Below are 25531 nucleotides of genomic sequence, written 5' to 3'. Positions count from 1 at the left end.
AAACATCATGAAAAAGCTAACCTTATCAATCGTTATTCTGAGCTTTTTAATTAGCTGTGAAACGAAAAACAGCGTTTTAGTTACCAATGCTGCTGAGTTGGAAGCGGCTATTTCAAATGCTCAACCCGGAACTGAAATTGTCATGGCGAAAGGCGAGTGGAGTGAGGTCAGGATCAAGTTTTTCGGAAAAGGAACAGAAGCCCAGCCGATAACCCTTCGAGCTGAAGCGCCCGGAGAAGTTATCATTCAGGGTGAATCTGATCTGAGACTAGGAGGAAAGCACCTGGTGGTTGATGGACTTTATTTCACGAATGGAGCTTCTCCATCTCAGGCAGTTATCCAGTTTGCAATAAATGACGACACGCTTGCTTTTAATGCGCGTGTAACCAACTGCGTGATTGAAGACTTCAATAAATCCCAGAGAAATAAGCAGGATTTATGGGTGCGATTTAAAGGTCGAAACAATCAAATGGATCACTGCTACCTCGCAGGAAAATCAAATAGAGGACCGACCATACGTGTGGATCTGGAAGGGAACGAGAGCATTAAAAACTATCATAAAATCAATAACAATCATTTTGGCCCAAGGCCACCGAAAGGAGGTCCAAGTGCAGAAACGATCCAGATTGGAAACAGTAGCACATCCATGACACCTAGTTACACGCAAGTGTATGACAATCTGTTTGACAGATGCAATGGTGAGGTTGAGGTGATTTCAAGTAAATCCAACTTCAACGAGTTCAGAAATAATGTTTTTTACAAAAGCGAAGGGTCTTTGGTTACACGCCATGGCAACTACTGCACGGTTGATGGCAACTATTTCATCGGAGATGAAAACTCCCCACATGTGGGTGGGATCCGATTGATCGGGACTGGTCATTGGGTGACCAATAATTATTTTTATAACCTGAGAGGGGAGATTTTTAGATCTCCTTTGGCTGTGATGAATGGCATTCCAAAATCACCATTAAACAGATACATACAAGTGACGGATGTGGTGGTGGCCTACAATACCTGGGTCAATTGCAATTCACCCTGGCAATTTGGGGTGGGTTCAAATGTGGATCAAAAAGACGTATTACCACCTTCAGAAATCAGATCCGAAACTCCGGAGCGTACATTGGTCGCTAATAATGTGATTTACAATACAGAAGGAGATGAACAACCGATCGTTCGACATGACAAGATTGATGGAATTGAATTCAAAAGCAATGTGATAAACAATCAAGGTGTTGAGTTTGGAGGGGTAGATGGACTTATCGAAAAAGATTTTTCCATAAAGGAAATAGAAGAAAATGTTTGGGTACCATCTTCAGATTTAGGTGATGTGAATGCATATGAGGGTTTCGAATTTGATCAAATCAAAAAGGATTTATTCGGTAATGCTCGGAATACAAATAATTCAATTGGTGCTACTACTGGTACAGGCGCACCCAATATCATGGATTTATCGAAATATGGTCCCGATTGGTTTGAAGCAAAACAGGAATCCAAAGAGCCACAAATACATTCGGTCGGCACTTCTGATGAGCTGATTCAGGCAGTTGCCAATGCTTCCAGCGGAGACATTATAGAGCTTACTGCCGACAACTACGATGTTGGCTCATCATTGAAAATTGACAAGAAACTTACTATTCAATCGGCTGATTCTGCAACCCAATCGACCATTTCATATTTAGGTATGGCTCAGACTCCAGCCTTTGAAATGAATCCAAAAGGCGAGCTTATTTTGAAATCAGTCATCCTAACTGGAAGCGGAGAAAATTATGCTTTTGCAAGTCTGAAGGAAAACATGTCCAGTCTGTATAATCTAAAGGTGGTTGATTCTGAAATATCAAATTTTGATTACGTTCTAAAGGCGTATAAATACTCCTTTTCAGAATACATCAAAATCAAGAGCTCAGTGATTAAAAACTGCAACAATGGATTGGAGCTTTCAGGAGAGGACGATGATCGGGGGGATTACAATGCTGAGAACGTTTATATTCTGGATAGCCAATTCGATGGTGTAAAGAATAATGTGCTAGACTATTACCGCGGAGGGTATGATGAATCAACGGTAGGAGGAAATCTGGTTGTTCAGGGATGTATGTTTACCAATAGCGGAGCAGCAGAAGAAAATGGTATTTTGCTGAACACGTACGGTATCATCAATGTGGATATTTCGAAAAACACATTCAGTAACAATGATGTGAAACTGGTAGCTCGACTTTGGGGAGCAAAGAATAATTCCCATGCAGACAATGTCATTGAAAACTCTGGTGAATTGATTGTTGAGCAAAACCTTCCACTGAAATTGATGTATTGATGCTAGCATAGAGTCCAAATGAAATTCTACTATTTCATTGTTTTTCTGTCATTGTTTTTCTCCTCAAAGAGTCAAGATCAATATGATTTTGTCCTGTATGACTCAGAAAGACTTTCGGCTGTAAACATGGATCTAAATACAGGGTCTATTTCCGGATGTGCTCAAAAGGCATATTACATGCTGCAGGGCAGGGCTAATGAATTGTTGGAAATGGATGATCCAACGGTCATGGACAAAACAATTGATCCACCTTCTGAAGACAAACACGACTATTTAAGCATTAGTAGATACTGGTGGCCTGACCCGCAAAAGGAGGATGGCCTTCCCTGGATCAGAAAGGATGGAGTAACCAATCCGGAAACGCAAACAGATGCTGTAGATCGAAATCGGTTAGGTCTGATGACAGAAGGCGTGAAATACCTAAGTCTTACATATTATTTCACGGAAGATGAGCAATATGCCAGGAAAGCTATTAGCATGCTCAATACCTGGTTTTTAGCAGAGGATACCAAAATGAACCCTCATTTGGAATATGCGCAAAGTGTACCTGGAAACTCCAAAGGCCGACGATCCGGCATACTGGATGGCCGACTAATAGCACTGGTAATACCTGACGCCATTGTTATTTTAAGAGATTCTCCATATTGGACCGATTCCTTTGAGAATGGTATGCAGGAGTGGCTTACTGAATATCTGAACTGGCTTACAGAAAGTGACCTGGGGCGAGAAGGTGCACAACAGGTTAATAATCATGGTTCATGGTATCGTCTGCATGTGGCATCAATCGCACGTTTTGTTGGTAGGAACTCTGTGGCAGAAAATATGATCTATCAGGTAAGGGAAAGTTTGGAAGAACAAATAGATGAAAAAGGGAGGCAAACTCATGAATTAGAAAGGACACGATCATTTTTCTATAGCTGCTTCAATCTGAAGCCATTGCTGATGCTTGCGAAAATTGGTGATCAATTGGGAGTGGATCTTTGGCAATACGAAACGCCAAATGGAAAGAGCCTGAAGCTCGCATTGGCGTATCTTACTCCGGTTATTGATGGGAAAGAATGGCCCCACCCTTCCATAACCAAAAATAAGCTTGTTTACCTGATACCCATCCTTCATCGTTTTAACTTGAATTCGGGCGAGAATGCTCAGACACTTGATAAAGCACTGAACCAGTTGGTGGAATTAAATCTTCCAGCATCAGAAATGTATGACTTATACGAACAGTGTCTTCTTTCAGGACTTCCGATGAAAGAGTAAAATGATTTCAATCTCATGAAAGACTTAAAAACCTGCATTCCTATGATTTTGCTGCTGGCAGTAGCAATAGCCTGCAATCAGACCAGTTCTCCTTGGATCAAAATCGATGACTTTGAGTCGTCTGATCCTATGGAAAACTGGATACTTGCCGATACAAGAAACGATACGGATCCACGAATCGAAAATCCACAGGTAACAGAAGTTCGAAGTGAAGCGGGCGAATCAAATCATTACCTAATTAAAAAGCCGGCTGCTGAAGGAGTGGTTGGAAACAGGAAAGCGCTCAGCTACTGCAAGCTTCCGGTTCAGGTTAAGGTTGGAGAAACGTACACCTTTTATTTAAAATTCAAGGTTGAGTATTTTCCGAATAATCATGTATTTGGGCTGAGTAATTTAGATCCGGAAGGGATCAATAAGCAGGATTACAATGCCCTGGAGCCGAGCTTACGCGTAACCGACAAATTCGAATCCGATGGATTTAAGAACGATGGCACATTGATGGTTCGTAAATCGGAAGGTTATGAGAAAATTACTAATCCCGTAGAAAACCGAACAGCCAAACCTTTGGAAGAAGGTAAGTGGTATGAAGCTTGGATGGTGGTCAACAATTCAAAGATCAATGATGGTGGTCAAAAGTATGACGTTTATCTGCGAGGTGGTGATGAGTTTCCACAGCAACAGAAAGTTTATACTGGTGCTGATTTTCGAATGAAGCGCGAGCTTCCGCTCATCTACTTCCTGACCAATTGCAATACAGGGCCAGCTGAGCAACCTTACGGTAATGGAGGGCTTATGTATGATGATTTGTATATGGCTGAAGGTGTACAGTTGAGTTCACCTGCTGATTAACGATCCAGGATGATTTTTAAGGATTTCGTTTCATTTCCAATGGTCATCTTAGCGAAATACTGACCGTTTGGCAGATCATTTTTAGGTGTCCAATCAACCGAATAATCTCCCTGACTCTGGGATTTATTGACGAGTACTTCAATTTGCTTTCCTATCATATCATAAATACTTATATCCACATATTTTTCGGTGGACAATACGTATTCGAAAGTTGTTTTTGATTTGAGCGGATTTGGATATGCAACCAGTTCATTATTAGTTCCCTCTAAATCACCATCAACTGAAAGTGCAACACCGAATGTAGCGGTTACAGACTTATCTGAATTCATAGTTACAGTTATTGGATTTTCTGTTCCGGATGCATCTCCACCCCAACTCTCCAGCTGATTGCCAGAATCAGGAATTGCAGTAAGAGTTACTACTGTACCTTCCTCATATGATCCACCAGAAGGACTTAATGTTATTGATCCATTACCATTTACAGATGTTGTCAATGTATAGATGGGAAGAAAAGTCGCAACAACACTTTTGTCAGAATCCATCGTGATACTTACAGGATTTTGCCTTCCTGATATATCCCCGCTCCAGCCATCAAACTGGTATCCGGATGATGGTGTAGCTGTCAAACTAACGACCGTATTTTCTGCATACGATCCACCTGAAGGATTGAGTGAGATGTTGCCCTCGCCGGTCGTTGATGTACTGAGTGTGAATTGAACACCTAAGGAAATATCAATGCCTAAAGATTTTGTGGAGGCTCCTTCATTATCTGTGGCGGTTGCAGTAAGTGTATAATTACCAACAGGAACATCATTCCAAACAATTTCGTATGGTGCTGTGGCATCCTCACCCAATTTTTCATTTCCCTGAAAAAACTCAACCAAACTGACAGAACCATCCGTGTCAAAAGCATCTGCGATGATTGTGATGTCACTTCCTGAATTAAAACTTTCTTCATTGGCGGGAGAGGTAATACTAACAGAAGGAGAGTGATTTACTTCAGACCCATCGCTTTCATATAGCTCATCAAAATATGCCGTAGCTTCTCCTTCATCCTGAAGGTAAACCCCAGCTTTCCAGTAGCTCGGAAAAGTCCAGTATGAAACATCCATATTCGCTTTCTCATCCCCATCAATGTCAATGATCATAGTCCCTCCAACCAATCGAACATCAAACCCAAAATATCCGGCAGGAGCCTCTCCTAAATCTACATGTGTGGTATTGTCACCAGAGTCATCCGATTTTACTGCAGCCCATAGATGGTTCACCGGCGTTTTGGTCAGGTGCTTGTAAATTCTTAAAAGAGGTTTGTTTGGACCAGCTCCCGCATTGGCGTCATCATGAATTTGTACCACAGTCACCTGATCACAGGTTTGCTCCTCAATTTTTAAACGACCATGGAGTGAACGGTCTCCATCAGAAATGGACCAGTTAGTTTCATGTCTTAGCTCCGTTCGCATACTAGTGCCAGTTTGGTTAAAAGCTACTTTATCACCATCTACCACATAAAAATTATCAGATGAATAACCGTTAATTAAATCAGATGGTGTAGCTGCTGTAGAACTGGTAGGAGCCTGTAACTTACTCCCACCGATGAAAGCCTGAAATCTGGGAATATCGTATGGAGCATCGTATCCGGTAGGTTGAGAATTAACAGTGATGTTGACCTCAGATGAGGTTGTGGTCGATCCTTTATCGTCTGTTGCGACAGCTGTAAGCGAGTAGTTGCCTTCTGCTACATTCTCCCAATTAAAGGAATAGGGAGAAGAAGTATCTTCACCTAGTTTGTTACTTCCTTCAAAAAATTCCACTTTAGAAATGGTGCCATCACTATCCGATGCATTCGCAGAAATAGTAATGTTTTCACTCTCGATAAAGGTGTCATTATTAGAAGGATTGGTAATGCTCACCGATGGAGGATTGTTAGGAGCAGAATGTGAGACATCCAGAGCAAAAAATGAAACCTGAGCATAATCGCCGGCATCCCCGGAATTGTTTTGATTGTAGTTGCCTGCCTTGAAATACATCCAGTCATCTTCAAACCCACTATCACTCATGTCAACTACCTGCACCACATCCGCTTTGCCCTCTCGCATGATGGTAACCGTCAGCGTATTGCCGACCACATCGATTTCATAGCTGAATTGTTCACCAAGTGCGATACCATTAGCGGGATCAGAGGCACTGCTACTCCTGCTGCCAATCATTTCATACCATTGCTCGGAAGAGGTGGTTGGCTCATGAGCGAAATAGATTGAGCCCTTAGTGTTGTTTGGGAGTTTTCGATAATAGATTCGACACGGTTCATCACTTGAAGCATGTATTTGTCCGATGATCACTCGTCCGATCTTATTGGATTCTCCTGTAGTAGAGACATGATCTACTGCCACAGTGGCTGTCATTGTTCCATCCACTCCTCCGGAGGCTTCCTGGTTGGCAATACTCGAAGAAGAGAAAACCCAGTTATTCAATCCAATGCCTTGCGTACTGATACTTGTATTTCCAGCTCGAATCATTTCGCGGAGCTCACTTCGAGGGTAAGAACTGCCTCCTGTTTGACCATCGTTGCGACATCTAAAAACCATGGCTCCTGTTGTTGGATCTGTATAGAATTCATTTTCGCTTTCAAATCCACTTGTGAGTTCGGCTTCCAAAACCTCAGACTGATCGGGAAGAGTCACTTTCCATTTTGATAGATCAAAATTTCCACTTGGTGGCAAATTAGGATCCTGACCGAAACAACCCGTTGTAAGGGTAAAGGCTACCAGGCCTGATAACATGAATCGAATGGAGGTCAATTTCCCTACCGGTAAAAAATAATGCAAACTACCCATACGAATCTTCATTAATTCTGTATTTTATTAAACTGTGTACTTAGTACACAAAATAATAAATATGCATTGAATAAAACGAGACTAAAAGCATATATTTTTTTAATCGTGATAATTTTAAACAGCATGGGACCTAAAACTTTATTAATCACTCTATTCTATTTATTACTCCTCTATGGCGGAAAGGCCCAATCCATTCCTTCCACCGAGGTATTACCCATAGAAGATTTAACGAACTATTTGAATAAAGAGGTACAAGAAGAATTAAAAGATGCTGACCGGTCAGAATTAGCGAAATATTTCCGAGAGCAATTTTCAGAGCGTTTTTTCTATGACTATAAAACATTTAATGATCGTCTTCCTCACTATAACCGTGTATTTGCGAATCAAGAGAATCATAAAAAGGGAGCACTGGATCACATGGGTAAATACAATGATTCAACACAGTGGGTGATGCCTTTTAATTACCTAAATGGTGAGCCTGTAAATGCCTATGCGATGAGGCATCTGGCTCGTCAGCATAAGATGGTAGATATAGCGTTACATTATTTCAACTCGGGTAGAGACCCAAAGTATATCAGGTATTTTGTGAATCAAATGCGATCTCTAAATGCTGCACTTCAAGCTGGTCAATATGAAACCATCGAAGATGGAAATGGCGTCTATGAGGCATTCCGCTCCGGATACCGGATCCTCAACTGGTTGTGGATACATAACATGTTTCTAAATGAGGCAGAATATTCAGATCAAGACCAGTTGGTGACCATTGCAACGCTGTTACAGCATGGACAACACCTTTACGAAAGGAACGGACAATTTAGTCCTGGGAATCATCAGACCAGAGGAGTTTCAGCACTGGCTATGTTGGCGATTTTGTTGAGAGATTTTGAAGGTACGGATCTGTGGCTCGAGCGAGCCATGCAAAGGTTGGGAGAGCATCTGGATCGGGAAATTAATGACGATGGGTTCCAGTTTGAGCGATCTGTTCACTATCACATGAGTGATATCAACAACTATTTTTATGTGTATCAGCTAGCCAAAATCAATTCCATTGAAGTAGATCCGGCCTGGGAAGAAAAGCTCAGAGGGCTGTTTACAACCCTGGTCAAAATTGCCTATCCCGATCGTTCAGCACCGGTGCTTCAGGACGATACCGAAATTCCCTGGGGGGAGAAAAATGACATTTCTGAGTCTATGACCTTGGGCTATTTATTGTTTGAAGATCCGGAATTCGGCTATTTCGCTACCAATAAAGTGGATAATCGGGTGTATTGGTTTCTCAGTAATGACCAGGTTAAAATGCTGGAAGATATTAAGAAGAAGAAACCTACATATGGTTCGCTGGCTTTTGAAGAAACCGGCTATTACATCATGCGTGAAGGCTGGGGAGAAGATGACAAGATGATGATCATCACTGCTGGTCTCGATGACAAAAAGCCCGATCATCAGCATGGCGACATGTTAGGGGTCCAGGCAATAGCAAATGGGCATGCCATCTTACCCAATTATCAGGTTCGTTATTCACTCGATGATTTTGAGTTTTTCAAAAACTCTTTGGTAAAGAATGTTGCATTGGTGAATGACGAGCTGCAAGGCAAGCAATACACCTCCAATAAAGGAGGGAGCGGATTTGGGAAGTTTTTGGAGCTCCCAAACCCAACAGTGATTGCATGGGAAACCACAAACGATTTTGACTTTTTCGCCGGGAGTCATGATGGATTTGAGAATGTAGGCGTGGATTACACGCGTCAGGTCATATATGTAAAAGATGATTTTTGGATCGTTAAGGACGACTTCTCCTCAGATGGATCACACGATTACAAACAGGTGTGGCAGGGTCATTATTCGCATGAAGAAGGGCCTAACCTCCTAAGAGCCACTATGCCTGACGCATGTGGTCATGACATATTTCAGCTTTATGATGCTGATGAGGCAGAAAGTGACGGAACGAGAGGCAAACACTGGAGCGTCGTTACGAAAAAGGCCCAAAAGGACTTTAGCTTTATCACTATCATTTATCCATACTGCGGATACAGCAACCGACTGGATGAGAATGCAGATGAGATGATGATTGGCAATTGGAAAGTAAGCCAGTCTCAATGGATGTTAGATGGATCAAATCCAATAAGTATGAGCTCAGATGATGGTGTGTATCTTTTTAATGTGAGCGAAGCAAGAAACGAAAAACTAACTTTAATGTCGCCTGAAGAAGCAGATTTATTTATTAAGACTGGGGATGATCAATTTGTGATTTACTCACTTGATAAGAATGAACGAACCATTGAAATTCAAACCATAAGAGGCAAGAAAATGACGAAAACACTAAAGCCCGGAGAAGTTTTAAGACTGGATATCAACTGATGCACTAAATACGCAAACGAGAATAAGCAACTACCCAAATACACCTGCCATGAAAAAGTTTTTAAAATTTCTGCTATCCTTCGGTCCGGGGATTTTTGCCATTGGTTACACCATTGGTACAGGAAGTGTGACCTCCATGATTGTGGCTGGAAACTCTTTTGGCATGGATCTGTTGTGGGTACTTTTCTTTAGTTGCCTCTTTTCTGGTGTTCTGATTTACGTCTCAGGCCACTATTACCTGATGACTAAAGAAACCTTGCTTTTTTCAATCAAAAAACACTTGAAGTTCGGACAGATCATAGCCCTTGCCATCATTGTTACCGTAGGTATTGGGCAATGGAATTCGCTAATAGGAATCCTAGGAATTACTTCTAATGTGGTCTTTGAGATCATTCAAATCAATTTCCCGGAAGCTGCCAATCACAAGTATACCATTGTTTTAGGGCTGGCTGTATTGATTATTGGAATTTTCTACGCTCTGCTTTTAAGCGGTAGTTATACACTCTTTGAAAAGGTACTGGCAATATTCGTGTCCATGATGGGACTCAGTTTTGTCTTTACACTGTTCTTTGTTTTTCCAATGCCAACAGAGGTGATCATGGGCTTAATCCCTAAAATACCACGGGTGGAGGGTGCAGGAATTCTCATTGCGGCATTTGTGGGAACAACGATGGCTGCAGCTACATTCCTTTCTCGTCCACTCTTTATCCAGGGCAAGAAATGGTCGGTGAGTGATACCAAAACTCAAAGGAATGATTCCATCGTGGCAGCCATCCTGATTTTTGTAATCAGTGGATCCATTATGGCAGTGGCGAGTGGAAGTCTCTATGGCACAGGAAAGGAAATTACACATGTGCTGGATATGTCAGATACCCTGGAGCCTTCAGTTGGAAGGTTTGCCGTTTCCATCTTTTTTGCAGGAACACTGAGTGCAGGTCTTTCTTCGATATTCCCTTGCCTCATGATTGTGCCACTGATGTTGGCCGATTATTCATCAGGTAAGCTTGATGTAAGTTCCAGGAGATTCAGAATTGTGACTGGTGTGGCAAGCATTCTTGCTCTTAGTGTTCCAATTTTTGGATTCAATCCAATCAGAGGTCAAATAATCACGCAGGTTTTTAATGTATTCGGTTTACCGATTGTCGTTGGATGTTTGCTGTTCCTCTGGAATCGAAAGCACACAGAATTACCAATAAAGAAGGTTTGGACGAATGTGATAATGGCAGGAGCTTTGGCGTTTTCGCTCATTATCATGATTAATGGTTTAATGGATATTTTTTCTTGAAAAAGTGATTCCTTCTAAGAATATAATTTTTGTCATGGGGGTGTCTGGAAGCGGCAAGACACTAATTGGAAAGATGTTGTCAGAAGAGCTGTCAACTCCATTTTTTGATGCAGATGATTTTCATACGAAGGAGAGCAAAGCAAAAATGAGTAGTGGAATTCCATTGAATGATGAAGACCGACATCCGTGGTTAGAAAAGATCAATGAGGAAGCTAAAAAGCATACTTTTAAAGGATGCGTAATCGCTTGTTCGGCATTGAAAGCAAAATATAGAAGGCTTTTGAATAAAGGAATTGAGCCAAATGTTCAATGGGTGTATCTACAGGGGGATTATGATACGATATATTGTCGGATGAATGAACGATCGGGTCACTACATGCATGCAGAGATGCTGCAATCTCAATTTGATGATTTAGAAGAGCCTGAGAATGCAATAAACATCAATGTTGCATTAGCCCCGGAGCAAATAATTAATGACATAAAACAAAGACTAAAATGAGTTCAGAGATCGGATTAATTGGATTAGGTGTAATGGGCAAAAGCTTGAGTCGAAACCTCGCTCAAAAAGGCTTTAAAATATCCATATTCAACCGTCACGTTGCTGGAAAAGAAGAGGATGTGGCCGTCAAATTTCAGCGAGAGCATCAGGAACTTGAGGAAGCCGAACCTTTTGATGATCTTGGTGCATTTGTCAAGTCTTTGGAAACGCCGAGGAAGATCATTCTAATGGTCAATGCCGGGCCCACTGTGGACTTGGTATTGAATGATTTGCAAGAATTTTTGGAGCCGCAGGATATCGTGATCGATGGCGGTAATTCGCATTATCAGGAAACCAGCAGGCGAATGAGCGAGTTGGAAGCGCATGGACTAATATTTATGGGGACCGGCGTTTCCGGAGGAGAGGAAGGAGCTCTGAGGGGACCTTCAATCATGCCGTCCGGTCAGAAGGATGCGTATTCAAAAATTCAAAAATACCTGGAGGCCATCGTAGCGAGAGACGCTGATGGGAAACCATGCTGTACGTATATAGGAAAAGAAGGGAGTGGCCATTTTGTGAAAATGATCCACAATGGCATTGAGTACGTCGAGATGCAATTACTTGCCGAATGCTACGCGATTTTGAAAAGGCAAGGCACATCTAATGAAGATATTGCTGCGGTTTTTGAGTCGTGGAGGCAGGATCTGGATAGCTATCTTTTACAAATCACCATCGATATTTTACGAAAGAAGGAAGGGGATGACTATTTACTTGATAAAATCCTTGATAAAGCTGGAAACAAAGGAACTGGAAATTGGGCGACTGTTTCTATAGCAAATTATGGTCAGCCAGCCACTTTAATCCCGGCTGCACTGTTTGCTCGATACTTATCTTTTTTCAAAGAGCTCCGCCTGGAATCTGCTGAAACTTTTAGCACAAAGAAATTTTCCGGTGAGATAACGAAGGATCAGTTGAAGGACAGCTATCAGTTCGCACGCATCATGAATCATCATCAGGGATTTGCGCTTATCCATCGTGCCTCTGAGCAACATGGATGGGACATTGACCTTAGTGAACTAGCCAGAATATGGACAGGAGGATGCATACTAAAGTCTGACTTCATGAAGGAATTGGTTGAATACCTCAAAGCTGATGTTAATCTCCTTATGAATGAGAAATTAATTGAGACAATAAACTCAATGCATAATGCCATTCAATCCGTAGCGGCAGCATGCATTCAGGGAGAAATTCATGCACCATGTTTGATTGAGTCAGTGAATTATTTTCATGGTCAAAAAACGGCAACATTGCCAGCGAATCTCATCCAGGCGCAGCGTGACTATTTTGGTGCACATACCTATCAACGTGTGGATGATTCATCTGGGAAGTTCCATCACACGGAATGGTGATGATAAAAGCCAATCTTGTTTTAGTCAGAAGTTGAATTCCCATTTTTGAACTTAATTCGCGACAAAGCCAAAAAAAGAGAATGACCAAAATAGGCCCGTTAGATACCGCTGTTTCCGTAGACTCTTACGAATGCACCATTGCTGTGGAATGTTGTGTCTTTGGTTTTCAGGATAATGAACTGAAAATATTACTGGTTAAAAGATCCATAGAACCGTTTAAAGATCATTGGATGCTACCTGGAGGAGCGATGAGTGAAGGAAAGACTTTATCCGAATCGGTTAATCAGGTACTTAATAACCTAACGGGGATAGAAAAGATGTCACTTGAGCAAGTGGCATGTTATAGCGAAGTACACAGGCACCCGGTGAAACGTGTGGTATCCGTTTCATTTTATGCGTTGGTTAAGCCCGAGAATTACCCAGCGATCCCCAAAAACTATATTTCTGATATCAAATGGTTCGGACTTGATGAGTTACCTAAATTGGGCTTTGATCACAATCAACTTTTAGCTGACGCCTTAGAAAAACTAAGAGACAACCTAAGAGATCATTTTGTTTTTGGTGAATTATTGCCTGATCAGTTTACGCTCACAGAGCTTCAGGAATTGTATGAGAATATCCTTGGTGAAAGCCTGGACAGAAGAAACTTCAGAAAAAAAATTCTCCAGATGGACCTTCTGGAAGCCACAAATGAGAAGAAGGCAGGCGTTAAAGGAGGCCCCTCCTTGTATCGGCTGAAAAAATAGCAAAAAATATCAGATGAATACTTGTGTGTTTTTACTTCTGTGTATATATTACACAGAATAAACAATCTTAAATTATACCCACCATGAGCAATAAGGTCGTAACATTTGGAGAAATTATGTTGAGGCTGGCCCCACCCGGTTTTCTTAGATTCTCACAAGCAAGCAGTTTTGATGTCGTATATGGAGGTGGCGAATCCAATGTCGCTGTTTCACTTGCCAACTATGGTGTACCCGTTGATTTTGTAACACGCTTGCCAAAGAATGACATAGGAGAGTGCGCGTTGATGGAAATGAGGAAGCGAGGAGTTAATACGCAAAACATCATTTTTGGTGGAGACCGGCTGGGAATCTACTTCCTGGAAACCGGAGCGGTAAGTAGGGGTAGTAAGGTCGTTTATGATCGTGCTCACTCCGCGATGGCAGAGATTGAGGCGGGAATGATTGATTGGGATAAAGTATTTGATGGAGCCACATGGTTCCACTGGACGGGTATTACGCCTGCAATCTCTCAGGGTGCTGCAGATGCATGCCTGGAAGCTCTGAAAGTGGCATCTGAAAAAGGGATTACCATCTCTACAGACTTGAATTACAGAGCCAAACTTTGGAAATATTGTGATGATGCAAAGCGTGAAGAGATCATGACAGAGTTGACTTCCTTTTGTGATATTGTACTTGGAAATGAGGAAGATGCAGAGATGCATTTCGGCATTAAACCTGAAGGCATCTCTGTTCAGACAGAGGGTCATAATGTGAAAGCTGAAGCTTTCCTCTCTGTATGCCAGCAAATGATGAAGAAATTTCCGCGAGCAAAGAAAGTGATTACAACCCTCCGTGGCTCTATTTCAGCTTCTCACAATACGTGGGCAGGTGTGCTTTACGATGGAAATAAACTCTACGAAACACGTCAGTATCAGATTACGGACATTGTGGATCGTGTGGGTGGAGGAGACTCCTTCATGGGGGGCTTGATTTACGGATTGCTGAAATACCCGGAAGATGATCAGAATGCGCTTGACTTTGCAGTAGCTGCTTCATGCTTGAAACACACAATCAAAGGTGATGCAAACCTTGTAACTGTTGCTGAAGTAGAGAAACTAATGGGTGGAGATGCTTCCGGCAGAGTTGCGAGATAAAATATTTGGGGGTGATGGTTTTCAAAATACAGATTATGATTCGCTCATAGATTTCACCCCCACTTTTTAAAAAATCATTATGAAACCATGTGTAGCTATCATTTGTGGAGGCGGTCCCGCCCCAGGCATCAATACAGTTATTGCTACTGTAGCCAAGGCATTCTTAGCCGATAACTATCGGGTGATAGGCATTCATCATGGGTATCAGGGATTATTTTCTGAGAATCCTGAAATCAAAAGTTTTGATTTCGATCATGCCGATCGGATCTTTAGTAGAGGAGGCTCTACACTCATTATGAGTCGGTTTAAACCGAAAGACGAGGATTTTAATACCCGAATTTTTAAGAATGAAAACATAAAACTGTTAGTAACCATTGGTGGTGATGACACAGCCTCAACTGCTAATCGTATCACCAAATACCTGGCTTCTCAGAACATTTCAATAAGTAATATTCATGTTCCAAAGACCATAGATAATGACCTGCCGCTTCCGGATAGAAACCCAACCTTTGGCTTTCATTCTGCCAAAGATGAGGGAGTCCGAATAGGAAATACAGTGTATGAGGATGCACGTACATCTCGTCAGTGGTTTGTCATGTCAGTGATGGGTCGTTCTGCTGGGCATCTGGCCTTTGGCGTAGCAACGGGCTGTCATTTTCCAATGATGATCATCCCTGAGATGTTCAATAAGACAAAGGTCACGTTTGATAAGATCATTAAGCTATGCATTTCCTCTATTATCAAGAGAAAAATTGCCAGAATAGAATATGGCGTGGTGGTCATCAGTGAGGGTGTATTCCATATCCTTGATGAGGAAGAGATTAAGCGAAGTGACATCAGTATGACGTATGATGCACATGGACATCCGGAACTGGGAAATGTCAGTAAAGCGCATATTTTCAATGTTCTTTTGCAAAAAGAGCTTCAGTCATTATCGCTGGACATTAAAAGTAGACCGGTTGAACTGGGTTATGAGCTAAGATGTACCCGGCCGATTGGATTGGATCTTACACTTTGTTCACTGCTTGGCCTGGGAGTTAAGAAGCTTTTCAATGAAGGAGTGAGTGGCTGCATTGTTAGTGCCAATTCCTCAGGAGATATTACACCAATATTTTTATCAGATTTCGAAAAGGATGGGAAAATACCGCCGCGTCTGGTAAATATGGAGTCTCAAATAGCGAAGCTGTTTTTCCAGGAGCTGCATTATCTGACGGAGGAAGATGCCGTTTACGCAAAACACTATTTGCCTAACCCGGAAGAATATGAATTCCATAAAATCCTGGAGTGGTGAAAAAGAAGGTTGTCACATTTGGAGAGGTAATGATGCGGTTTTCACCGCCAGGCTATGCGAAGTTCTCACAAGCAACTACCGTCGAGTTGGCATATGGAGGAGGAGAAGCCAATGTGGCAATTTCACTGGCCTATTTTGGTTTAGAGGCGTTTCATATCACCTGCTTTCCGGACAATCTGGTAGGTAGGTCAGCTACTCAATACTTAAGACATCACTGGTTGCACACCAAATACATCACCTATGGTGAAGGACGTATGGGTAAATATTTTTTGGAAAAAGGAGCGGTTCACCGTCCAAGTGAGGTGGTTTACGAACGAGATAACTCTGCATTTTCCAAAATCAAACCAAATACATTTGATTGGAAACGGATTCTACGAAATGCCGACTGGTTTCATTGGACGGGAATCACTCCGGGGATTTCAGAAAATGCCGCTGAATCTTTGAGACAGGCCATTCAGGTTGCAAATGAATTAGGTGTTCCGGTCTCGGTAGACGTGCATTCCAGGAAAAACCTTTGGCAGTATGGTAAGGACAAAACAGAAGTAATGCCTGAGTTGGTTCAGGGATGCGATGTGGTCATAGCTTCTCCATATGATATGCAGGAAAATCTTGGAGTCGCCAGTGAGCATGACGACTTACAGACAGCATCAGAAAAATTGAAAGAAAAATTTCCGAGAGTCCAAAAGGTGGTGGATAAGAAAAGGGAAACCCTGAGTGCTTCACATAATCGCATTCAGGGATTCATCTGGAACGGAAAAGAAGTCCTTACATCTCCTTCATTTGATGTGACTCACATTGTTGATCGCGTTGGTACAGGAGATGCGTATGCTGCAGGTATGATCTATGGCTTACTCAATTTACAAGACGAGCAAAAGGCAGTAGATTTTGCTGCTGCGGCTTGTTCACTGAAGCATACCGTAGAAGGCGATGCAAATGTGATCTCGGCGGAGGCGGTAGATAGTTTAGTACAAGGAAATACATCAGGAAGAATAAAAAGATAAATAACATGGCAAGATTTACACGAATTGAAGTAGTTCTAAAAATGAAAGAGACCGGCATGGTTCCGGTGTTTTATCACAAGGATATTGACATGTGCAAAGAAGTGCTGAAAGCCTGCTACGCCGGAGGTGTGCGTGTTTTCGAATTCACCAATCGGGGTGATTTTGCGCATGAGGTCTTTGCAGAGCTAAACAAGTTTGCGGAAAAAGAATGTCCTGAAATGATTTTAGGAGTGGGTTCTATCATAGACGGGCCCACCACCGCACTTTACTTACAGCTAGGTTCAAACTTCATCGTATCCCCTATGATGGACGAAGAAATGGCCAAAATCTGTAATAAGCGAAAAGTAGCCTGGAGTCCGGGATGCGGATCAGTTACAGAGATTGTCAAGGCACATGAATTAGGATCAGAAGTGGTAAAAATATTCCCTGGATCGCAAGTTGGCGGCCCAGCGTTTGTGAAAGGAGTAAGGGGGCCATTTCCATATGCCAGTATTATGCCTACCGGAGGAGTTTCTCCCGATGAAGAGAATTTAAAAGGTTGGGTAGAAGCCGGTGTGCATTGTGTGGGAATGGGCTCGCAATTATTCCCTAAGGATGTTTTAGCGAATAAAGACTTTGATGCGATCACAAAGAAGTGCTCAGAAGCACTGGCAATTATCAAGCGGTTACGAGGAGAGTAATTTGCCAATTGAATAATTAAACAATTTCAATAAATGGAAATAGCAATTATTGCTCATGATGGTAAAAAGGCTGAAATGGTTCAGTTTTTACTGGATCATAAATCTTTATTGAAGAAGGCCAACCTAACATCAACCGGTACTACTGGGCAGCATGTGGAGAAAGCTGGTTTGCAAGTGAGACGATTATTGTCTGGACCTTTGGGTGGTGATGCACAGATTGCAGCACTGGCTGCAGAAAAAAAGATCGATGCAGTGGTGTTTTTCCGTGATCCGTTGGATAAGCACCCACATGAACCTGATGTGCAAATGTTAATGAGAATTTGTGACGTGCATAACATACCAATTGCCACTAATCCCGCTACCGCCAGTCTGATTTTTGATTCTTTTTCTAAAAGATCTTGAATTTTATCTTATAACCACTAGTCTTAGTTTAGCTTCCTATCTAATCTTTAATAAGGGGATTATTTTGTTATCGATTTTTCCTTACTCAATTTCCTCTTTGCCTTCTTATCTTTAGCACTTTAAGATTGTATGAAATGAAATTATCATTTAGCAGGTTTTTTTACGTCATTGCTTCCATCGTAGGGATTGTTGCCATTATGCACTTTGGTAAAGTGATTTTGGTGCCTATATTTTTTGCAATGTTGTTTGCCTTTATTCTCTACCCAATTGTGAAATGGTTGAAAAAGAAAGGGGTGAAGAAAGTCTTTGGAATTATTATGACACTTGGTGGAGTATTTATTCTTTCCTCTGGTCTTTTGGTGCTTTTCTCTGCTCAGATAATTGATATGGCAAGTCAGTATTCGAATTTCCTGGACAAGCTGAGAGACACACTTGAGAAATCTGTGAAATTTTTGAATGATAAGGTTCAGATAATTCCTGACATAGAATCTCAAACTATTCTTGATAAACTGACCAACCTATTTTCTGACAGTAGCTTTCTAATTATTTCTGATACAGTAAGCGTCACAGGGTCATTTTTTTCATTTGTTGTTTTGGCCTCTATTTATACTTTTCTTATTCTGTTTTATAGTGAGCACCTGACTGAAGCACTCACACGATTTGCTCATAAAAGCAAACGTAAATCTTTCATTGCTATGTTGAGAGAAGTGCAACAAGTGGGCCAGCAGTATTTCACCGGCATGCTTTTGTTAATACTTGTTCTTGGGGTATTGAATACCACTGGATTATTGATTTTAGGTATTGATTATGCATTTTTCTTTGGCTTTCTGGCAGCCCTTTTAGCCATCATTCCATATGTTGGGACTACCCTCGGGGGACTGGTGCCTACCATTTATGCCTTTATTTCATTTGATAGCTATTGGTATCCTATTGGGGTAATCATCATTTTTTGGTTTATCCAATTTATTGAGGGTAATTTTCTAAATCCAAAGATTGTTGGAGGAAATATGCAGATAAACGCTCTATTTTCAATCTTTTCATTAATTGCCGGTGGCGTACTTTGGGGCATTGCAGGAATGATTCTCTTTCTACCACTGGTTGCTATGCTGAAGGTTATTTGTAGCCATTATGAGGAGTTGGAGCCGGTAGCATCTTTGATCGGTGAGCGAATAACGGAAGTCAGAAAAGCATCTGAAAAGTCATTTCTTGAAAAGGTAACTAGCAAATTAAAAAGATAGCGTTACTCGAATCTATTGTATTTACATTCAAATTGGCATTGGAGGTAAAGGGTAGTTAGTTGACGTTCCAATTCGTCTGGGACATCAATAAAAACAATTTTCATATTTTCCATCGCTTTAATCGCATCTGAGATGGTGTAAAATGGCTGCATTTCTTTATTCGTGTTGACCATCAGGTGTGCCAACTTCATTTGATATTTACTATTGCCTTTATAATGCCTAATGAGTCTGCGGATGACATATGAAGACTCATCTATGTAAATAAATTTGTCATTTTCTATGAAGGCATAAATCCCTTTAAAATCTGATAATCTGCCCATATGTTCCAAAACAGATTTCACTCCATTTCCTTTCTTCCAGAAAATTTCTGCAGAGAATGCACCATCTTTAAGCACGTTCAGCATCTCCATCCTTTTTGGAAGGTTATCCTTAACTATTCGATCAAATCTAAGAGCAAGCGGTTGTTTCATGATTTGAAATATTCATTTAAGATAACGATTTGATTCGTTATATTGGAAGAACCCTTTTAATGGTGTAGTTATATTTTTTGATCAGGGAAAAAGTCCTATTTTTAACGACCCTTACTTAAATAGAAAGATAAAGAAACATTGAGTAAACAAGAATACCGATATCTAATCGTGGAGGACGATCCTGCCTTCGTAGAAATACTAAAGGTTGTGATGGCTAAGGTACCTGAGATGAAACTTATCGGTGTTTCTGATAATACTTTAGATGCAGCCAAACGCATCGATATGGATAAGCCGGATATTTTATTGTTGGATATAAATATATCAGGACTTGAAGGACCGGAAGTACTTGAAATCAGTGATCATAAACCTTTAGCTATTGTGATTTCTAGTCACCCGGAAGATGTCATGGAAAACTATGAAGTAGATTATGTGTCATTCATTCAAAAACCTCTTAAAAACGCAGAGCAATTGATTAATGCTATCCATAAATGCATTAAATTGAAAGAGCATTAAGAATCAGCAGGGAGATATCCTGTTGGCATGAACATATCCTTTTCAAGATTAGCCTTTATTGGAACAAGTAATTTGAAAGATCCTCTTGACTTTCAAAGAGTACTTTTCATCAATATACTTTCCATTCTGGGTGTAACTATATCCCTCTTTGATAGCATACTACTATTCTTTGAAGAATTATATCTTCAATGTGGTGTAACATTCACCAGCTTCCTTTTTTATGGAATAATTCTTTTCTTGAATAAGAAAGAGAAGTATCGAATTGCTCGTATTTTATTTTTAATATTTTCTCTAGTGGTAGTTCTGAGCGTAACGCTGGTTGCTTATGAACAAGGTAGATTCAATGAAACGGAGAATGTTATAATCGCACTCATCACAGCAAGCTATTTTTTATTAGAAAACCGTTTAAGGCTACTTGGGTATTGGATTGGATTTGCGATTCTCATTGGGTGCAAATTTTTGAAACAGCAATATTTGGGAGGAGAGTATGATTTTACATTCTGGCTGACTCTTCAAAATATTTCAATCCTTTGCATCATTTTATTCTTTTCTATTGATGCGTTTAGAAGGTCTTTAATGAAAGCAATTATTAACCTGAAAGAAAAGGATGAGGTTCTATTTTCAATGATCGATAATGTGCCTCTACATATCGCTCTCTTAGATAAGGATAAAAGATACAAAATGGTTAATCATAACTATGAGAAATCATTTAGAAAAAACCGAGATGAAATTATTGGATCACATGTTAGAGATATACTTACAGAGGATATTTTAAAGAGTCATGATCCAATGATCGACTCTGCACTTAAAGGAGAAAGCCCGGAATTTCTAGAGCTTATCAGTATGCCAGATGGATCTCAATTTTATGCGGCTGGAAAATACATGCCTATTGAAGATGATAAGGAAGATGTAATTGGTGTGACCGTTTTTTTGAATGACGTAACAAAACGAGAGGTAGCCAAGAATAAACTTCAAACAGCAAATTCCACCAAAGACAAACTTTTTTCAATCGTTGCTCATGATATCAGGGGCCCATTGGACTTGTTTGAAGGACTTCTTGACTTATCAACTGACGGGTCAGTAAAGGAACAAGATTTTCTAATGCATCAAAAAATGGTTCGCGCCAAACTAACAGGACTGAAGGAGACCGTAAATACACTTTTAGAATGGGCCCGAACTCAACTGGATGGGGTTAATTCCCTTCCGCAACAAACCGATGTAAAGGAAATTGTCTATCAAAACATTGAATTGTACAAAGAGATAAGCACTAAAAAGAATATTGAAGTCGATCTGAATTTTGAAGATGAAATACAGGCCTGGGTTGATCCAAACCACCTAAAAATTGCCATTAGAAACATGATTCACAATGCATTGAAGTTTACAACTCATGGTGGTAGAATCGCTATTGCTGGACGGAAAGAGGATGATAAAATTGGCATAACCATTAAAGACTCTGGAATAGGAATGAATCAAGCAACAGTTGATTCGATTTTAAAGATGGAATTACAAAACTCGAATAAAGGGACATCAGGTGAATCCGGAACTGGACTGGGGCTTAGTCTAAGTTTAGATCTTCTTAGAAAAAACGATTGTACTGTTAATATTTCAAGTGAGCCGAATAATGGAACTGAGATAAAAATCTTAACTCCCCTCAAGTTCTATGACAACTAATATTCAATAATTACATTAAATATTTCTTTCCAGAGGTTACTTTTTCACTCTTAGACATATCTACTACTCGAAACCCAGCGTTCACTCATCACCATGAAATCTTTTTCCTTAAAAAATTTATTGAGGACAGGCATGCACTATGCCGAAAGCCCTTTGGAGAAGAGGAGAATAGCTTTATTCAATTACCTCATCCTCTTTTGTGTAGCCATCTGTTGTGTCCTCGGAGCAATTACGTTTGCTTTTGATCTCACGATACAACCCACACTTGGATTTATAGCTGCACTACTTCTTTCAATTTCACTCTTCTTAAATAGAAAAGGTAAAATCCTATTCTCAAAAGGCTATTTTCTGTTTTCTGGTGTGTTTTTAATTTCCATTGCAGCACTGGTATTTAGTGAGCAAAAACTTTTTGTTGATACGGAAAACATGCTTTTCGCAGCAATGGCGATATCCATGTTTTTGGTTGACGGGGTGGGCAAACACGTTATTTATTGGCTCATTTTTGGCGTTTTCATAAGCTTAAAAGCTTATTTGTTAGATCTTCAAGGAATTGAATTTGACACTGCATACTGGATGACACTGATTAATAATTTGGTTGTAGCGTCCATATTGTATCTTTTTTTGTTTGTTTTTAGATCTATATTGATCAAGGCGTTTAATCGATCTGATCAGCATGAACAAACCCTACGATCTTTACTGGATAATGCGCCTATTTTAATGGCATTGGTAGATCGGGAAGGTAAATTTATATTAGTCAATCAAAATTATGCGGACAGGTTTGGGTATAAAAGAAGAGATCTAATCGGTAGGAGTAGAAGGGATGTCTTAACAGAAAATATTTTCCGAAAGCATGAACCCATGTTTCAGGAGGCCATCTCTACTAAAAAGCAAATTGCATTCTTAGAAGAGACTACATTACCAGATGGATCAGTTATTTCAGCTAACGGAAAGTATGAGCCTATTATCAACGGAGATGGAGAGCTAGAGTCAGTTGCCATTTGTGTTGATGATGTGAGCGAACTCGTGAAGGCACATAAGGCGCTTCAAGTTGCCAATGAAACAAAGGATAAGCTCTTTTCTATCATCGCACATGACATAAAAAGTCCACTCAATTTGTTTCACAGTATTTTACAGCTCAACCATGATGATGTGATATCCAAAGAACAATTTTTGGAATATCAGGAAAGTTTGAAGCAACGCTTATCCAGCCTAACAGATACTGTAGACGAGCTGTTAGAATGGGCCAGGATGCAGCTCGGAGGAATTAGCGCCTACCCGGCAAAAGTCAATGTAAATAATGTAGTGAAAGAGAATGCAGAGCTTTTCCACACTTTAATTGTCCGTAAAAACATCGACTTCAAAATTGATACCCCATCAGAAATGGAAGCCTGGATAGATGAGAACCACTTTAAGGTGGCGATCAGAAACCTTATTCATAATGCGATAAAATTTACAAATGGTGGAGGTTATGTTCAGGTAGTGGGAGATCAAAACGAAACGGAAACGATCGTAAGTATTGAAGATTCTGGAATTGGAATGTCCGCAGAACAGATTCAATCCATTATCAAAAAAGAGATTCAGAAATCGAAGGTTGGAACAAATCAGGAAATGGGAGCAGGATTAGGACTTAGTTTAAGTCTTGGTCTTTTAGAAAAAAACAACTGCAATATCTCAGTCATTAGTGAGCCTGACAAAGGGACCAAAATTCAGATTAAAATTCCCAAATCAGCTAAGGAATAACTTCCAAAAGTATGTCTTCATTAAGGACACTTATTAAAAAGCCTGATCGCAATTGATCAGGTTTTTTTGTTTATGGCCGGCCTACTGAATTAGGCCTATTACTCACTCGACTTTAATCCAATAAAAAAGCCCCAACAGACGTTGAGGCTTACTGTGACTGGCCTGGGGCTCGAACCCAGGACCCACGCCTTAAAAGGGCGTTGCTCTACCAGCTGAGCTAGCCAGTCATTTATAATCTCCTTTTGTGTAAAAAGAAGTGCAATTCAAGACCCTTGTCTTAAATTGCGGATGCAAAAATAGAAATCTTAATTAGAAATTCCACATGATTAACCGAATAAACGTGAGAATATTTCTAGGAATTTTATTCAGTGTTCAATTTCTTGATATATGCGCACAAAACGCAACATTAAATCAAGGAGATACACTCTTTGTAAATCAACAATACACAGAGGCTTTTGATGTTTATAATCAAATCTATTCATCAGGCCAATTTTCTTCTGCTATGTTGCTCAAGATGGCATTCATCCAGGATGGCTTAGGAAACTACGCAGAAGCACTTTACTACCTGGATAAATACTATTACACATCTGCTGATAGACAAGTAGTTGGTAAGATTGAAGAACTTGTAGAATCCCATGACTTAAGTGGATTTAAATATGATGATACCCACTATTTCACGGCTCTTCTTGAAAAACACCGGCTTCACTTAGTATTACTCTTATTTTCCGTATCTGCACTGATGCTTACGTATGTTATTCGTAAATCAAAAGCTGAGGAAAGACCAATTGCTGCAGGCATCATCCAACTAATGATTCTTTGTTTGATTCTGGCAATTAATAACGTAAACCCACCGAAACATGGAATCATCATTTCAGATCAAACATTACTTCGATCAGGACCATCAGCGGGAGCCGAGCCCATAGAGATGCTTTCAAAAGGACACAAACTTAAAGTCTTGGATCAGGATGAGGTGTGGACCAAGGCACTGTGGGATGGGCAGGAAGTGTTTATCAGAAGAGCAAAACTTAAAATTATTTAAGCGGGTTATCAGGCTCTTTTTTCATCATCTTGTAGATCATTTTATCTAATCTTGATGGAATAATTTTGTTAAGCAGAACGGCCATTTTACCTTCAAAAGTTAGAATCAGATCTCTTTTCTTTTTTGCAGCAGCTTTAAAAGTTCGATCAGCCACTTCCTCAGAACTCATCATCTTTTTTTCATTTCTAGGGGATTCGCCTTGAGACTTTCCGTCAGCTGTCAATGCAGCATTCCTGATGTTTGAACTGGTGAATCCGGGACACACCACCAATACGTTAACTCCTCTCGTCATTACCTCGGTACGAAGTGCTTCAAAAAATCCCTGCATCGCAAATTTTGAAGATGAATAGGCTGTTCGAGCAGGTGTAGATCGCCAACCATTAATGGAAGAAATCGCTATGATTGTACCTTTTGATTCTAAAATGTAAGGGAGTGCAAATTTTGTTGCATAAATGGCGCCATAGAAATTAATGTCCATCAGCTGTTTAAAAACATCCAATTCTACCTCTTCAAACAAAGCACGCATCGAAATTCCTGCATTGCAAACGAGCACATCAATTCTGCCAAACTGCCTGATGGTTTCATCAACCATTTTTTTGTTATCCTCTTTACCCGCAGCATCTAATTCAAGAGCTAAATGTGGCCGCTCGCCCAATTCATTTGCCACTTGTGCCATTCGATCCCCATTCCTGCCAGTAAATACTACGGCATAACCTTCATTCGCGTACTTTAACACTAATGATTTCCCTATTCCCGATGAACCTCCAGTTATTATTGCTACTTTTTGCATGCTCATTTTTACCTAATGGTATAACTTTTGCCAAGATAA

The 25531-nt window shown here is 40.5% G+C and carries 21 protein-coding genes and 1 tRNA gene; 18 read left to right on the top strand and 4 right to left on the bottom strand.

Annotated features, from left to right (window positions below):
- Positions 1-7: 7 nt before the first annotated feature.
- From ACOMC3_RS14340 to ACOMC3_RS14330, 3 genes are read left to right on the top strand one after another with little or no spacing between them, the layout of a single operon-like run.
- The gene (locus ACOMC3_RS14340; RefSeq protein ID WP_420316572.1) at positions 8-2308 is read left to right on the top strand and encodes a chondroitinase-B domain-containing protein; all 2301 of its coding nucleotides are present in this window, start codon (positions 8-10) and stop codon (positions 2306-2308) included.
- Positions 2309-2326: 18 nt separating this feature from the next.
- Complete coding sequence (locus tag ACOMC3_RS14335; RefSeq protein ID WP_420316571.1) at positions 2327-3565, top strand: alginate lyase family protein; 1239 nt, start codon at positions 2327-2329, stop codon at positions 3563-3565.
- Between the two features lie 15 nt (positions 3566-3580).
- A complete protein-coding gene (locus tag ACOMC3_RS14330; protein WP_420316570.1) occupies positions 3581-4414 on the top strand; it encodes a hypothetical protein in 834 nt (277 codons plus the stop codon).
- Here the strand turns inward: ACOMC3_RS14330 and ACOMC3_RS14325 are convergent.
- Positions 4411-7260 (bottom strand): polysaccharide lyase family 7 protein, encoded by a 2850-nt coding sequence (locus ACOMC3_RS14325; RefSeq protein ID WP_420316569.1) that lies wholly within the window; start codon positions 7258-7260, stop codon positions 4411-4413. The two genes, ACOMC3_RS14330 and ACOMC3_RS14325, sit on opposite strands and share 4 nt — an antisense overlap.
- Positions 7261-7371: 111 nt before the next feature.
- Here ACOMC3_RS14325 and ACOMC3_RS14320 point away from each other — a divergent pair, with 111 nt between their 5' ends.
- From ACOMC3_RS14320 to ACOMC3_RS14270, 11 genes are all read left to right on the top strand, one after another.
- Complete coding sequence (locus ACOMC3_RS14320) at positions 7372-9606, top strand: heparinase II/III family protein (RefSeq protein WP_420316568.1); 2235 nt, start codon at positions 7372-7374, stop codon at positions 9604-9606.
- 49 nt (positions 9607-9655) lie between these two features.
- A complete protein-coding gene (locus tag ACOMC3_RS14315) occupies positions 9656-10891 on the top strand; it encodes an NRAMP family divalent metal transporter (RefSeq protein WP_420316567.1) in 1236 nt (411 codons plus the stop codon).
- Positions 10892-10925: 34 nt separating this feature from the next.
- Positions 10926-11390 (top strand): gluconokinase, encoded by a 465-nt coding sequence (locus ACOMC3_RS14310; RefSeq protein ID WP_420316566.1) that lies wholly within the window; start codon positions 10926-10928, stop codon positions 11388-11390.
- A complete protein-coding gene (gndA, locus tag ACOMC3_RS14305; protein WP_420316565.1) occupies positions 11387-12778 on the top strand; it encodes an NADP-dependent phosphogluconate dehydrogenase in 1392 nt (463 codons plus the stop codon). The genes ACOMC3_RS14310 and gndA overlap by 4 nt, the downstream gene beginning before the upstream one ends.
- 80 nt (positions 12779-12858) lie before the next feature.
- Positions 12859-13524, top strand: a complete 666-nt coding sequence (locus tag ACOMC3_RS14300) for an NUDIX hydrolase (protein ID WP_420316564.1) — start codon at positions 12859-12861, stop codon at positions 13522-13524.
- Positions 13525-13607: 83 nt separating this feature from the next.
- Positions 13608-14657 (top strand): PfkB family carbohydrate kinase, encoded by a 1050-nt coding sequence (locus tag ACOMC3_RS14295; RefSeq protein WP_420316563.1) that lies wholly within the window; start codon positions 13608-13610, stop codon positions 14655-14657.
- Between the two features lie 79 nt (positions 14658-14736).
- A complete protein-coding gene (locus ACOMC3_RS14290; protein WP_348284350.1) occupies positions 14737-15948 on the top strand; it encodes a 6-phosphofructokinase in 1212 nt (403 codons plus the stop codon).
- A complete protein-coding gene (locus tag ACOMC3_RS14285; RefSeq protein WP_420316562.1) occupies positions 15945-16949 on the top strand; it encodes a PfkB family carbohydrate kinase in 1005 nt (334 codons plus the stop codon). The genes ACOMC3_RS14290 and ACOMC3_RS14285 overlap by 4 nt, the downstream gene beginning before the upstream one ends.
- A gap of 5 nt (positions 16950-16954) precedes the next feature.
- A complete protein-coding gene (locus ACOMC3_RS14280) occupies positions 16955-17629 on the top strand; it encodes a bifunctional 4-hydroxy-2-oxoglutarate aldolase/2-dehydro-3-deoxy-phosphogluconate aldolase (RefSeq protein ID WP_420316561.1) in 675 nt (224 codons plus the stop codon).
- Between the two features lie 33 nt (positions 17630-17662).
- The gene (locus tag ACOMC3_RS14275) at positions 17663-18031 is read left to right on the top strand and encodes a methylglyoxal synthase (protein WP_420316560.1); all 369 of its coding nucleotides are present in this window, start codon (positions 17663-17665) and stop codon (positions 18029-18031) included.
- A gap of 134 nt (positions 18032-18165) precedes the next feature.
- Complete coding sequence (locus tag ACOMC3_RS14270; RefSeq protein WP_420316559.1) at positions 18166-19269, top strand: AI-2E family transporter; 1104 nt, start codon at positions 18166-18168, stop codon at positions 19267-19269.
- A gap of 2 nt (positions 19270-19271) precedes the next feature.
- Here the strand turns inward: ACOMC3_RS14270 and ACOMC3_RS14265 are convergent, their stop codons facing one another.
- On the bottom strand, positions 19272-19739 hold the full coding sequence (locus ACOMC3_RS14265; RefSeq protein ID WP_420316558.1) for a hypothetical protein: 468 nt from the start codon (positions 19737-19739) through the stop codon (positions 19272-19274).
- A gap of 138 nt (positions 19740-19877) precedes the next feature.
- Here ACOMC3_RS14265 and ACOMC3_RS14260 point away from each other — a divergent pair, with 138 nt between their 5' ends.
- The 3 genes from ACOMC3_RS14260 to ACOMC3_RS14250 all read left to right on the top strand — a co-directional run bounded on the left by ACOMC3_RS14260 (position 19878) and on the right by ACOMC3_RS14250 (position 23663).
- Complete coding sequence (locus tag ACOMC3_RS14260; RefSeq protein ID WP_420316557.1) at positions 19878-20252, top strand: LytR/AlgR family response regulator transcription factor; 375 nt, start codon at positions 19878-19880, stop codon at positions 20250-20252.
- 27 nt (positions 20253-20279) lie between these two features.
- Positions 20280-21923 (top strand): ATP-binding protein, encoded by a 1644-nt coding sequence (locus ACOMC3_RS14255; RefSeq protein WP_420316556.1) that lies wholly within the window; start codon positions 20280-20282, stop codon positions 21921-21923.
- A gap of 93 nt (positions 21924-22016) precedes the next feature.
- The gene (locus tag ACOMC3_RS14250) at positions 22017-23663 is read left to right on the top strand and encodes a PAS domain-containing sensor histidine kinase (protein WP_420316555.1); all 1647 of its coding nucleotides are present in this window, start codon (positions 22017-22019) and stop codon (positions 23661-23663) included.
- Between the two features lie 154 nt (positions 23664-23817).
- Here ACOMC3_RS14250 and ACOMC3_RS14245 read toward each other — a convergent pair.
- Positions 23818-23890 (bottom strand) — tRNA-Lys (locus ACOMC3_RS14245).
- A 113-nt stretch (positions 23891-24003) separates the two neighbouring features.
- On the opposite strand from ACOMC3_RS14245, the gene ACOMC3_RS14240 reads away from it, so the two are divergent.
- Positions 24004-24702 carry an SH3 domain-containing protein gene (locus ACOMC3_RS14240; RefSeq protein WP_420316554.1) on the top strand — a complete coding sequence of 233 codons (699 nt, stop codon included), beginning with the start codon at positions 24004-24006 and terminating at the stop codon, positions 24700-24702.
- Here ACOMC3_RS14240 and ACOMC3_RS14235 read toward each other — a convergent pair.
- Entirely contained in the window at positions 24695-25498 is an 804-nt protein-coding gene (locus ACOMC3_RS14235) for an SDR family oxidoreductase (RefSeq protein WP_420316553.1), read from the bottom strand. The two genes, ACOMC3_RS14240 and ACOMC3_RS14235, sit on opposite strands and share 8 nt — an antisense overlap.
- Between the last annotated feature and the right edge of the window lie 33 nt (positions 25499-25531).

The sequence above is a fragment of the Ekhidna sp. genome (assembly GCF_965212185.1).
Taxonomy (GTDB): Bacteria; Bacteroidota; Bacteroidia; order Cytophagales; family Cyclobacteriaceae; genus Ekhidna.
This window is presented reverse-complemented; position numbering and strand designations above follow the sequence as displayed.

What these genes read in the sequence shown, in the direction of transcription:
- ACOMC3_RS14270 (WP_420316559.1), top strand. Translation starts at nt 18,166, where the DNA reads ATGAAATTATCATTTAGCAGGTTTTTTTACGTCATTGCTTCCATCGTA.
- ACOMC3_RS14235 (WP_420316553.1), bottom strand. Translation starts at nt 25,498, where the DNA reads ATGAGCATGCAAAAAGTAGCAATAATAACTGGAGGTTCATCGGGAATA.
- ACOMC3_RS14295 (WP_420316563.1), top strand. Translation starts at nt 13,608, where the DNA reads ATGAGCAATAAGGTCGTAACATTTGGAGAAATTATGTTGAGGCTGGCC.
- ACOMC3_RS14280 (WP_420316561.1), top strand. Translation starts at nt 16,955, where the DNA reads ATGGCAAGATTTACACGAATTGAAGTAGTTCTAAAAATGAAAGAGACC.
- ACOMC3_RS14250 (WP_420316555.1), top strand. Translation starts at nt 22,017, where the DNA reads ATGAAATCTTTTTCCTTAAAAAATTTATTGAGGACAGGCATGCACTAT.
- ACOMC3_RS14325 (WP_420316569.1), bottom strand. Translation starts at nt 7,260, where the DNA reads ATGAAGATTCGTATGGGTAGTTTGCATTATTTTTTACCGGTAGGGAAA.
- ACOMC3_RS14275 (WP_420316560.1), top strand. Translation starts at nt 17,663, where the DNA reads ATGGAAATAGCAATTATTGCTCATGATGGTAAAAAGGCTGAAATGGTT.
- ACOMC3_RS14335 (WP_420316571.1), top strand. Translation starts at nt 2,327, where the DNA reads ATGAAATTCTACTATTTCATTGTTTTTCTGTCATTGTTTTTCTCCTCA.
- ACOMC3_RS14315 (WP_420316567.1), top strand. Translation starts at nt 9,656, where the DNA reads ATGAAAAAGTTTTTAAAATTTCTGCTATCCTTCGGTCCGGGGATTTTT.
- ACOMC3_RS14310 (WP_420316566.1), top strand. Translation starts at nt 10,926, where the DNA reads ATGGGGGTGTCTGGAAGCGGCAAGACACTAATTGGAAAGATGTTGTCA.
- ACOMC3_RS14265 (WP_420316558.1), bottom strand. Translation starts at nt 19,739, where the DNA reads ATGAAACAACCGCTTGCTCTTAGATTTGATCGAATAGTTAAGGATAAC.
- ACOMC3_RS14255 (WP_420316556.1), top strand. Translation starts at nt 20,280, where the DNA reads ATGAACATATCCTTTTCAAGATTAGCCTTTATTGGAACAAGTAATTTG.
- ACOMC3_RS14290 (WP_348284350.1), top strand. Translation starts at nt 14,737, where the DNA reads ATGAAACCATGTGTAGCTATCATTTGTGGAGGCGGTCCCGCCCCAGGC.
- ACOMC3_RS14320 (WP_420316568.1), top strand. Translation starts at nt 7,372, where the DNA reads ATGGGACCTAAAACTTTATTAATCACTCTATTCTATTTATTACTCCTC.
- ACOMC3_RS14330 (WP_420316570.1), top strand. Translation starts at nt 3,581, where the DNA reads ATGAAAGACTTAAAAACCTGCATTCCTATGATTTTGCTGCTGGCAGTA.
- ACOMC3_RS14340 (WP_420316572.1), top strand. Translation starts at nt 8, where the DNA reads ATGAAAAAGCTAACCTTATCAATCGTTATTCTGAGCTTTTTAATTAGC.
- gndA (WP_420316565.1), top strand. Translation starts at nt 11,387, where the DNA reads ATGAGTTCAGAGATCGGATTAATTGGATTAGGTGTAATGGGCAAAAGC.
- ACOMC3_RS14300 (WP_420316564.1), top strand. Translation starts at nt 12,859, where the DNA reads ATGACCAAAATAGGCCCGTTAGATACCGCTGTTTCCGTAGACTCTTAC.